The 9,978-nt window shown below is 70.8% G+C and carries 12 protein-coding genes; 1 reads left to right on the top strand and 11 read right to left on the bottom strand.

From position 1 onward, the window contains the following. Window positions 1–24: 24 nt before the first annotated feature. The 3 genes from nusB to ACZ54P_RS38775 are packed head-to-tail and all read right to left on the bottom strand — an operon-like array spanning window position 25 to window position 2,182. A complete protein-coding gene (gene nusB / locus ACZ54P_RS38765) occupies window positions 25–489 on the bottom strand; it encodes a transcription antitermination factor NusB (protein WP_465466593.1) in 465 nt (154 codons plus the stop codon). Next, complete coding sequence (gene efp, locus ACZ54P_RS38770; protein WP_465466594.1) at window positions 489–1,052, bottom strand: elongation factor P; 564 nt, start codon at window positions 1,050–1,052, stop codon at window positions 489–491. The genes nusB and efp overlap by 1 nt, the downstream gene beginning before the upstream one ends. A gap of 38 nt (window positions 1,053–1,090) precedes the next feature. Next, window positions 1,091–2,182, bottom strand: coding sequence for a M24 family metallopeptidase (locus ACZ54P_RS38775; RefSeq protein ID WP_465466595.1), 1,092 nt, complete (start codon window positions 2,180–2,182; stop codon window positions 1,091–1,093). 285 nt (window positions 2,183–2,467) lie between these two features. On the opposite strand from ACZ54P_RS38775, the gene ACZ54P_RS38780 reads away from it, so the two are divergent. Continuing rightward, window positions 2,468–2,923 (top strand): B-4DMT family transporter, encoded by a 456-nt coding sequence (locus ACZ54P_RS38780; RefSeq protein ID WP_465466596.1) that lies wholly within the window; start codon window positions 2,468–2,470, stop codon window positions 2,921–2,923. Here ACZ54P_RS38780 and ACZ54P_RS38785 read toward each other — a convergent pair. Genes ACZ54P_RS38785 through ACZ54P_RS38820 form a run of 8 tightly spaced genes read right to left on the bottom strand, consistent with a single transcriptional unit; the run spans window position 2,878 to window position 9,677 of the window. Next, entirely contained in the window at window positions 2,878–4,362 is a 1,485-nt protein-coding gene (locus ACZ54P_RS38785; RefSeq protein ID WP_465466609.1) for a glycoside hydrolase family protein, read from the bottom strand. The two genes, ACZ54P_RS38780 and ACZ54P_RS38785, sit on opposite strands and share 46 nt — an antisense overlap. 60 nt (window positions 4,363–4,422) lie before the next feature. Further along, window positions 4,423–5,349: a GNAT family N-acetyltransferase gene (locus tag ACZ54P_RS38790; RefSeq protein WP_465466597.1), complete on the bottom strand. Its 927-nt coding sequence runs from the start codon at window positions 5,347–5,349 to the stop codon at window positions 4,423–4,425. Continuing rightward, a complete protein-coding gene (gene aroQ, locus ACZ54P_RS38795; RefSeq protein ID WP_465466598.1) occupies window positions 5,346–5,777 on the bottom strand; it encodes a type II 3-dehydroquinate dehydratase in 432 nt (143 codons plus the stop codon). Before aroQ ends, ACZ54P_RS38790 begins: the two co-directional genes overlap by 4 nt. Beyond that, window positions 5,774–6,883 (bottom strand): 3-dehydroquinate synthase, encoded by a 1,110-nt coding sequence (gene aroB / locus ACZ54P_RS38800; RefSeq protein ID WP_465466599.1) that lies wholly within the window; start codon window positions 6,881–6,883, stop codon window positions 5,774–5,776. Before aroB ends, aroQ begins: the two co-directional genes overlap by 4 nt. A gap of 8 nt (window positions 6,884–6,891) precedes the next feature. After that, a complete protein-coding gene (locus ACZ54P_RS38805; protein WP_465466600.1) occupies window positions 6,892–7,314 on the bottom strand; it encodes a hypothetical protein in 423 nt (140 codons plus the stop codon). Beyond that, window positions 7,311–7,835, bottom strand: a complete 525-nt coding sequence (locus ACZ54P_RS38810) for a shikimate kinase (protein ID WP_465466601.1) — start codon at window positions 7,833–7,835, stop codon at window positions 7,311–7,313. Before ACZ54P_RS38810 ends, ACZ54P_RS38805 begins: the two co-directional genes overlap by 4 nt. Next, window positions 7,832–9,019, bottom strand: a complete 1,188-nt coding sequence (gene aroC / locus ACZ54P_RS38815) for a chorismate synthase (RefSeq protein ID WP_465466602.1) — start codon at window positions 9,017–9,019, stop codon at window positions 7,832–7,834. Before aroC ends, ACZ54P_RS38810 begins: the two co-directional genes overlap by 4 nt. Before the next feature lie 46 nt (window positions 9,020–9,065). Beyond that, window positions 9,066–9,677 carry a prepilin peptidase gene (locus ACZ54P_RS38820; RefSeq protein WP_465466603.1) on the bottom strand — a complete coding sequence of 204 codons (612 nt, stop codon included), beginning with the start codon at window positions 9,675–9,677 and terminating at the stop codon, window positions 9,066–9,068. Window positions 9,678–9,978 lie beyond the last annotated feature (301 nt).

Here is a 9,978-nt window from a genome sequence, read left to right on the forward strand (position 1 = left end):
GTCACCTGATCGGGGTCACCATTGTCATAAGACCGCGCGGAGGCGGTCGGCGATGGTGCCGATGCGGCCGAGCACGCCGTTCACGAACCGCGGCGAGTCGTCGGTCGACAACTCCTTCGCCAGTCCGACGGCCTCGTCGATGGCGACCGGGTCCGGCACGTCCGCGGCCCACAGCAACTCGTAGACACCGACCCGGAGCACCGCGAGGTCCACCGGCGGCATCCGGTCCAGCGTCCAGCCCTGAGCGTGCTCCGAGAGCAGCTCGTCGATCTGGGCCCGGCGCCCGGTGACGCCCTCGACCAGCGAGATCGTGTAGTCCCCGATCGGGTCGACCTCGACCGAACCGACGCGGTCGGCCAGCAGCGTCACCGCGTCGGCCCCGCGCTGGGCGGCCTCGTACATCATTTCGACGGCACGCTTGCGGGCCTGGCGACGGCTGATCGGCCCACCGCGGTTCGGTGACTTGCCGGCTTTGTCTGAGCCTGCCATCAGCTGGAGACGCGGCCCAGGTAGCGGCCGTCACGGGTGTCGACCTTGATCTTCTCGCCGGTGGTGAGGAACAGCGGCACCTGGATCTCGGCGCCGGTCTCCAGGGTGGCGGGCTTGGTGCCACCGGTGGAGCGGTCACCCTGCAGGCCGGGGTCGGTGTGCTGGACGATCAGCTCGACCGAGGTCGGCAGCTCGATGTACAGCGGGACGCCCTCGTGCACCGCGACCTGGACCTCGGTGTTCTCGAGCAGGTAGTTCGCGTTGTCACCGACGGTCTCGGCCAGCACGGTGATCTGGTCGTAGGTCTCCGCGTCCATGAACACGAAGTCCGCGCCGTCCTTGTACAGGTAGGTCATGTTCCGGCGGTCGACGGTGGCCGTATCGACCTTCGTGCCCGCGTTGAAGGTCTTGTCGACGACCTTCCCGGTCAGCACGTGCTTGAGCGTGGTGCGCACGAACGCACCGCCCTTGCCCGGCTTGACGTGCTGGAACGCGGTGACGGTCCACAGCTGGCCGTCGAGGTTGAGGACGAGCCCGTTCTTCAGGTCGTTGGTGGTGGCCACGAGTGTGCAGTCTCCTGTGTCGATCTTCCGGGCCGCCGTCAGACGACCACGAGTTCCTTGGTGCTCAGCGTGAGGAGTTCGGGCGTACCTTCCCGCACGACCAGCGTGTCCTCGATGCGCACGCCACCGCGGCCGGGCAGATACACACCAGGCTCGACGGTGACCGCCATACCGGCGGTCAGTGTACCGACGCCCGTGGTAGCGAGACTGGGCGCCTCGTGCACCTGCAGTCCGACGCCGTGGCCGAGGCCGTGACCGAACTCCTCGCCGCGGCCCGCGTCGGCGATCACGCCGCGCGCCGCTTTGTCCACTTCGGACACTTTGGCGCCGGGGAAGACCGCGTCACAGCCCGCCGCCTGCGCGCGCCGGACCAGTTCGTAGACCTCCTCCTGCCACGCCGCGGGCTTGCCGAGCACGAACGTCCGGGTCATGTCGGAGTGGTAACCGTCGACCGTGGCGCCGAAGTCGATCTTGACGAAGTCACCGGTCGCGAGCACGGCCGAGGTCGGCCGGTGGTGCGGGATCGCGGAGTTGGCACCCACCGCGACGATCGTGTCGAACGACGGCCCGGTCGACCCGTGGCCGAGCATGCGGTTCTCCAGGTCGCGGGCGACGTCCAGCTCGGTGCGGCCCGGCCGGAGCCCGCCGGAGGACACCAGGTCCTCCAGTGCCCTGTCGGCCGCCGCGCACGCCTGGCGCAGCGCCTCGATCTCCTGCTCGTCCTTGACCAGCCGCAGCTGCTCCACGAGGCCCGGAGTGCGGACCAGCTCGACGCGGTCGAAGCGCACCTTGAGATCCTCGTGCTGCTCGACGCTGACGTGCTGGCTCTCGAACCCGGTCTTGCCGAAGTGTTTTTCGGCCGCCAGATCGGCGAGCTTCGCCGCGCTCGCGCGGTCCAGCACCCGTTCGAGGTCGGGCACCTCCGTCGCCGACTGGACCGTGTAGCGGCCGTCGGTGCAGAAGATCGTCTTGTCGTCACCGCCCCCGTGGACGAGGAGAGCGGCGTTGGACCCGGTGAAGCCGGTCAGGTACCTGATGTTGAGCAGGTCCGTGACCAGCAGCGCGTCCACCCCGGAGTCGGCAAGCAGGGAACGCAGCGCCGCACGGCGGCGAGAGAAGTATTCACGCACTGTCGCATTATGTCGCGCGCTCACGGAAACGTCTCGCAGGGCGCTGGACCCGCTTGCAACTCACGTGGTCGTGAAGGGCGCCCTGCAATCCGTTTCCGTGGGCCTCCGGCCCATAAGAGGCCCGCGACGGTGAAGTCTCCTCGTCGCGCTGACGCGCTTCCGAGGAGACCGTCCGCCGGTCACCTCGGTAGCCTCGTTGGCGAGGTGGGGGTAGAGGCCCAGCGCATTCAGAGGACTAAACGCGTGCGGGCGTGAGAGTCGCTACTGGCGAGTTAAACTCCCCCAATGGCACCGTGGCTGACTCGTGGACTCGTGATGGCGCTGCTGCACGGCGCGGCCGTCACCGTGCTGGCCAAGTACGAGGTCTACAACCCCACCGACAAGACCCTCGTCACCTCCCTCGCGCTCGCCGTGCTCGTCGGCGCGGCGGCGGGCTGGAGCGCGGTGGACGCGTGGCAGGGCAAACCCGAGCGCGGCAAGAACTGGTTCATCGCGGCGCTGATCGCGGGCCCGGTCTCCGGCGTGCTGTACGTGATCGGCCGCGCGGTGTTCGTCGACCAGACCGGCGCCTCCGAACTCGGCGGCGCGCTCACCGGCGGCGCCGCCTTTTCGGCCCTGCTGGTGCTCGTCCCGGCCGGGCTCGGCCTGCTCGTCGGCGGCCGGATCGCCAAGACGGCCCCGGAAGACGACGAGGCTCAGCCTGAGAGCGAGAAACCGGGCGGGAAGTCGTCCCAGGCCTGATCGCTGATCTCTTCGACGGTCGAGTCGTTCAGCGCCGCCGCCCCGGCGTCGGGCACGGCGAACAGCTTGCCGTCGAGCACCACCGCGACCCCGCGGCCCGGCGCGCGCACCATTTTCGCCCCGGCGCTCAGGCGCGCGGCCTGCGGGAATTTCTCGAGCACCTTGAGCCGCTGGTCGACCACCTCGCCCGCGAGCGCCGCCGCCACCGAGCGCCGGTCGACCCGGACCAGTTTTCCGTCGGCCACCAGGTCGATCGTCCGCTGCGGCGAAGGCATCGCGACCCCTTCGAACGCGGTCCGGATCCGGGCGTCGCCGTCGCAGGCCCGCGAGCCGCGGACGTCGAGGCCGAAATGCTTGAGGTCGGTCGGCGCCCCCGCGCCGCCGACGATCGTGGCGCGGACGACGTCGAACGGCACCCGGTCGCAGACGTCACCCGAGGACAGCGGCGCGTGCCCGTCGGGCCGCCGGACCAAGCCGGGGCCCTCCTTCCAGCTGCCGGGGATGAGCACCGGACGGTACGGCTGGGCGGTGAAGTCCCTGGTCCAAAAGGTAAGCGTGGTGCCGGTGTCGGTCTCGTGCGCGATCACGAAGGCGTCGAGCGCGCCGACCCACATCAGATCGGTGCTGAACCCGTCGACCAGCGAACGGGTGCGCGGCGAGATCGTGCTGGGCTTGGCCGCGAAGCCCTGCTCCCCCAGCGTCTCCACACCCCGGGTGAAGGCCGCGTCCTTGGCGCGGAGCAGGAACTGCCCGGCGCCGTTCCACCCGGCCGCCTTGGCCGTGGTGTCGGTGAAGAGCACGTAGAACCAGCCGTCGAGGTATACCGCCGAGGGCTGGCCCGCGCCGTAGACGTTGGCGCGGTGCACGTCGTGCGACGGTCCGATGATCGGCTGTCCGCCGGCGGCGCGCGTCCAGGTGAGCCCGTCGGTGCTGGTGGCGAGGCCGATCGAGTTGCCGAGCGCGTGGTCGCCCGCCGCGCCGGTGTAGTACATGTAGTAGGTCGAGCCGACCTTGATCACCGAGGGGTCGCAGGTGTGCATCCCGTCGAAACCGCCGGGCGCGCCGGAGAACACCGCCGCCGGGCCGCCGCCGGACGGGCCGGTGAAGGGGCCGTCGAGCGACTGCGACTGCGCGTAGAGGATGTCGTCACCGGCCGGCGGGGCGCTGCCGTACTGGCTGCACCACCACATCCGGAGCTTGTCGCCGTCCCGCATCACCGTCGGGCCGTAGTTGTAGACCGCGTCCTGATCACCCGCGGCGACCACACCGCCGCTCTGGCGCGGATCGCCGGTGGTGAGTTCGACGTCCATCGGGCGGGGCTTCTCGCGGGGCGCCTGCTGGGCTCCGCCGATCCCGCCGCCCTTGCCGTCGGCCTGGGATTGGACGTTGCCGTCACTGCACGCCACCAAAAGCGCGCCGGCCGCGAGGGCGGCCGCCACGGCACGGGCGGGTCGCCGACCCCCACGGAAAAGGCGCATGATGGCCGAGTGTAGCGAGACTTAGCCCGCCTGGGTGACGTCGCTCCCCGGTAGAGCGACCAGCTCCACTTCGAAGCCGTCGGCGTTTTCGAGGTAGGCGGCGTAGTGGTGATCACCGCCCGCATACGGATACTTGTCCGGGAACATCGCCGACCAGCCGTGTTCGAGGGCTTTCACGGCCAATTCGTTCACCCGATCGCGGGTATCGACGTGCAGGGCGAGGTGGTTCAGCCCCGGCTGGGTGCGCTCGTGCGTCGCCCCGCTGAGCGCGGGTGAGCGTTCGACGACGAGATAGGTCGCGCCGTGCTTCCAGCTGACCCCGGCTGGCCAGCGCTGGAATTCGCGCCAGCCGAGTTCACCGAGCAGCCAGCCCCAGCTCGCCTCGGCGCGCGCGAGATCCGGGACCCACAGTTCGAGGTGGTGCGGTTTGCCGTGGTCCGACGGCAGTGCGACGAAGACGCGGTGCGGCCCGCTGCCGTAGTGATCGCCTGCGCCGACGTCAAGGAAACCCAAGCGCCGCACCAGGTTCTGACTGGCCACATTGGACTCGCCGACCAGCGCCCACACCGACGACAGGCCGAGCCCGACGAGTCCGTGGTCCAGCAGGGCCTTCGCGGCCTCGGTCGCCAGCCCTTGCCCACCGTGCTCACGCGCGAGGTAGTAGCCGATCTCCGGCACCTCGCCGGGCAACTCCGCCGAGGGCCGCAGATGCGCGAGACCGATGACGTCGCCGCCCCGCTCGATCGCCCAGTGCCCCATCCCGGCGGGGCCGCGATAGGACAGCCGCCGGTCCATCATGGCCCGGATCTGGGACGGCTCGGTGAGCGGAACCGCGAAATGCGCGCTCATCGCCGGATCCGAGAACACCTTCACGATCGCTTCGGTATCGGCCTCGGTCAGCGCGCGCAGCCGAAGCCGCGGGGTGGTCAGCTCCGGCGGATTGTTCATGCCGCGTTCGCGGCCATCCAACGCAGCGCGAGCGGGTAGCCGTCGACCCCGAGCCCGGCGACGACGGCGGTGGCGATGTCCGACAGCACGCTGTGGTGCCGGAACTGCTCGCGCTTGTGCACGTTGGAGATGTGCAACTCGACCAACGGTGCCTTGAGCTGGGCGGCGGCGTCGCGGACCGCGATGGAGTAGTGCGTCCACGCGGCGGCGTTGAGCACCACCGGCCAGCCGGCGTCGGCGGCCTCGTGCAGCCAGCCGACCATCTCGCCCTCGTGGTCGGTCTGGCGGACCTCGACGTCGATCCCGAGCTCCTTGCCGGTGTCGACGCAGGTCGAGACCAGATCGGCGTGGGTGGCCGAACCGTAGATACCCGGTTCGCGCAGCCCGAGCCTGCCGAGGTTGGGACCGTTGAGGACGAGCACCTTCACAGCAGTACGCTCCCGCCGGGCTTGGGAGCCTCGCCCGCCACCACCGAGTACGCCGCCGCGAGCAGCGACGGGTCGGGGCCTTCCAACCTGCCGGGCTTGGCGAGCCCGTCGAGGACGACGAAGCGCAGCACACCCGAGCGGGTCTTCTTGTCGCCCTTCATCGTTTCCAGCAGGTGCGGGAGCGCGTCCGGGTCGTAGGTGGTCGGCAGGCCCAGCAGCTTGAGGACGGCGGCGTGGCGATCGGCGGTGGCGTCGTCGAGCCGGCCCGCCAGGCGCGCGAGCTCGGCGGCGAACACCAGTCCGACGCTCACCGCGGCGCCATGACGCCACCGGTACTTTTCGCGGCGTTCGATGGCGTGGCCGAGCGTGTGGCCGTAGTTGAGGATCTCGCGCAGGTTCGACTCACGCAGGTCCGCGGCGACGACGTCGGCCTTGACCTGGATCGAGCGGCGGACCAGCTCGCCGAGGACCTCACCGGTGGAATCCAGCGCGGCGGCGGAGTCCTGCTCGACGAGTTCGAGGATGCGCGGATCCGCGATGAACCCGGTTTTGACGACTTCGGCCATCCCGGCGACGAGTTCGTTGGGCGGCAACGTCTCCAGCGTCGCGAGGTCCACCAGGACCGCGCTCGGCTCGTGGAAGACGCCGACCAGGTTCTTGCCTGCCTCGGTGTTGATCCCGGTCTTCCCGCCGACGGAGGCGTCGACCATGCCCAGTAGCGTGGTGGGCACGTTGACCAGGCGCACGCCGCGCATCCAGGTCGCGGCGACGAACCCCGCCAGGTCGGTCACCGCGCCGCCGCCGAGGCCGACGACCACACCTTGGCGGTCGAGGCCGATGCGGCCGAGAACCTCCCAGCAGAAGCTGGCGACGGTGAGGGCCTTGCCGTCCTCGGCGTCGGGGATCTCGACCCGGTGCGTGTCGATCCCGGCTTCGGCCAGCTCGTCGCGGATGGCCTCCGCGGTGGTCGTCAGCGTCGGCGGGTGGATCAGCGCGACCTTGGAGGCGTCGGTGAGCTGCTCGGTGAGCTCGCCCAGCAGTCCCCGGCCGATGACGACGTCGTAGGGCTTGGCGGTGTTGACGGTGATGCGGACCGGCTCGGTCATCGTGTCCCTCACTTCGGCGGAAGCCGCTTGGCCCTGGCGACCTCGCAGGTGATCTTGCCCTTGACCGGGGTGTCGCCCGGGATCTCTTCGGTCACCGTCTGGCCCGGCGTCATGCGGTTCTTGGCGAACAGCGCTTCCCCGGAGGCCTTGCCGTCGGCGTCCTTGATCGCGATGGTGACGGCGTAGCGCGCGTCCTCGCTCGTGCTGTTGGTGACCTCGATGGTGATCTTCGGGGTGTAGCTGTTGCTGTCGCATTTGGTGACCTTGACATCCGCGGCGACATCCGCTTCGGGAGCGGCGGAGGCGGGCGCCCCGGAGGTGGCGGCCCCGGTCTGGACGACGTCGGAACCGGCGGGCTGCTTTTCCTCGCCGCACGCGGTCAGGGTCAAGGCGAGGGCGGCGAGAAGAACGCCGATGGTGGTGCGCTTCATGCTTCTTCCTTGCTGTTTTCGGTCAGTCCCGCGACGGCGGCCTCGACGACCTCGTCGGGCGTGCGGTGGTCGGTGTCGATCTCGATCGTGGCCACCTCGCGGTACACCGGCAGGCGCGCGTCGAGGAGCGCCTTGTAGGTGGCACGGGGATTCACCCCGGCGAGCAGCGGACGCGCCGTCGACAACCCGGCGCGTTGCACGCCGGCGGCCATCCCGACGTTGAGGAAGACCACCGTGTGCGCGGCGAGCCGCGCCCGGGTGCCCGGCGTGATCGGCGCTCCCCCGCCGAGGGAGAGGACGCCGTCGTGCTCGGCCAGCGCCTTGGCGACGATCTCCTCCTCCAGCGCGCGGAAGGCGGGCTCGCCCTCCTCGGTGAAGATGTCGGTGATGGACTTGCCCGCGCTCGCGACGATGTCGTCGTCGCTGTCGCGGAAAGCCAGGCCGAGTGCGGCGGCGAGCGCCGGGCCGACCGTGCTCTTACCCGAGCCCGGCGGCCCGATGATCACCGCGCGAGGAGTCACCAGCGCTCCTCGAGCGCCTTCAGGTAGGCCTCGGCGTTGCGCTTGCTTTCGGCCAGCGAGTCGCCGCCGAACTTCTCCAGCGCGGCGTCGGCGAGGATCAGCGCGACCACCGACTCCAGCACGACCCCGGCACGGGGTACCGCGCAGACGTCGGACCGCTGGTGGATCGCCACCGCGGGTTCGCCGGTGGTGACGTCCACAGTGGACAGTGCTTTCGGGACGGTCGAAATCGGCTTCATCGCGACGCGCACGCGCAGCGGCTCGCCGTTGGTGATACCGCCTTCGAGCCCGCCCGCCCGGTTGGACCGGCGGGTCACCCCGACCGGGCCGGTGCCGCGGTCGATCTCGTCGTGGGCCTGGCTGCCCCAGCGCGTGGCCGTGGTGAAGCCGTCGCCGACCTCCACGCCCTTCATCGCCTGCACGCCCATGAGCGCGCCGGCGAGGCGGGAGTCGAGCCTGCGGTCCCAGTGCACGTGCGAGCCGAGGCCCGGCGGCAGCCCGTAGGCGATCACCTCGATGACGCCGCCGACGGTGTCACCGGCCTTCCGCACGGCGTCGACCTCGGCGACCATCGCGTCGGTCCCCTCCTGGCCGAAGGCGCGGACGGGGCTCTCGTCGATGGCGGGCAGGTCCGACGCCACAGGCAGCGGGCCCTCCGGCGCCGAGGCGCCGCCGATCGACACGACGTGGCTGAGGATCTCGACCCCGAGCAGCTGCTTGAGATACGCGCGGGCCACCGTGCCGAGCGCGGTCCGCGACGCGGTCTCGCGGGCGCTCGCGCGTTCCAGCACCGGACGGGCCTCGGGGAAGCCGTACTTCTGCATACCGGGCAGATCCGCGTGGCCGGGGCGGGGACGGGTCAGCGGCTCGTTGCGCGCCAGACCTTCCAGCTCCTCGGCGGGCACGGGATCGGCCGACATGACCTTCTCCCACTTGGGCCACTCGGCGTTCTCGATCTGGATCGCGACGGGGCCACCCTGGGTGAGCCCGTGCCGGACGCCGCCGGTGAACTCGATGTGGTCTGTCTCGAAGCCCATCCGGGGACTGCGGCCGAAGCCGAGCCTCCGGCGCGCGAGCTGCTCGCCCACTTCGGCGGTCGTGACCTCGACCCCGGCGGGCATCCCTTCCAGGATGGCGGCGAGGGCGGGTCCGTGCGATTCCCCTGCGGTTATCCAGCGCAACACCTGACAATCCTGTCACAACCTCCCAACCTGCCGGGGAAGGGCCGGGCTATCCCGGACCGGGTCCGGCGAAGACGGCGAGCGCCCAGGCCGCCACCAGGAGACCGGGGCCGTGCGGCACCGTCGGATGCCGGGGTCCGCCCACCGCGAGCGCCACGCTCAGCAGCGCCGCGGCGACCGCGCCGAGCACGACCGACGGCCAGCCCGTCGCGGCGAGGACCGCGCCGAGGCTCCCGGCGAGCTTCACGTCACCGGCGCCGAGCGAGCGCGGCGCCAGCGCGTGGACGAGCGCGTGCGCACCGCCGAAGACCAGCGCGCCGAGCACGGCCCGCCCCGCGATGGCCGCCCCTCCCCCGGCCGCGGCGACCGTGATGGCGGCCGCGAGGGCCGGGTACGCGGGCAGGGTCAGGACGTCGGGCAAGCGGCGGTACTTGAGGTCGGCGAGCGCCAGCGGGACGGCGAAGACGGTCAGCACGGCGGGGACCGCGAGCCACCAGGACGGCCAGGCCCCGCCCTGGTGACGGAGGTACACCGCCAGGAGGAGGGCCGCCGTGAGGGCGGCCGCCCAGACCGTCACCGGCGCTCCCGCGCGGCGCAGGCAGGCGCGGGTGGCGAGTGCCGAACCGGCGCCCGCCACCGTGAAGGCGATCGGCATGAGCACAAGATCAAGAGTCCGCTCCTGTCCCGCTCCGAGGCAAGAACTTCTTTTCGTGACAGGAACTTTCACGCACTTACGGCAGAGAGGGCGCGGGTTCCGGTCGGCGTGTGGAACGCATTTAGTCGACTACTCGCGCTGGGTCGCCGCACGTGGTCACCCGCCGCGTCAGGGTGTCCGCAGCGACGCTTCCCCCGCCGCAGACGGTGGTGAGTCCGTGCTCGACGCTGCGGTGCGGGGTGGGCTGGGTTGGTCGTGAGTGGCGATTCGGGTTCTAACCCGAATCGCCACTCACGACCAACCCAGC

This window comes from Amycolatopsis sp. NPDC034160 (assembly GCF_055575355.1).

Excerpts from the sequence above, each read along its gene's own strand:
- nusB (WP_465466593.1), bottom strand. The coding sequence starts at position 489 with ATGGCAGGCTCAGACAAAGCCGGCAAGTCACCGAACCGCGGTGGGCCG.
- ACZ54P_RS38780 (WP_465466596.1), top strand. The coding sequence starts at position 2,468 with ATGGCACCGTGGCTGACTCGTGGACTCGTGATGGCGCTGCTGCACGGC.
- ACZ54P_RS38790 (WP_465466597.1), bottom strand. The coding sequence starts at position 5,349 with ATGAACAATCCGCCGGAGCTGACCACCCCGCGGCTTCGGCTGCGCGCG.
- aroB (WP_465466599.1), bottom strand. The coding sequence starts at position 6,883 with ATGACCGAGCCGGTCCGCATCACCGTCAACACCGCCAAGCCCTACGAC.
- ACZ54P_RS38805 (WP_465466600.1), bottom strand. The coding sequence starts at position 7,314 with ATGAAGCGCACCACCATCGGCGTTCTTCTCGCCGCCCTCGCCTTGACC.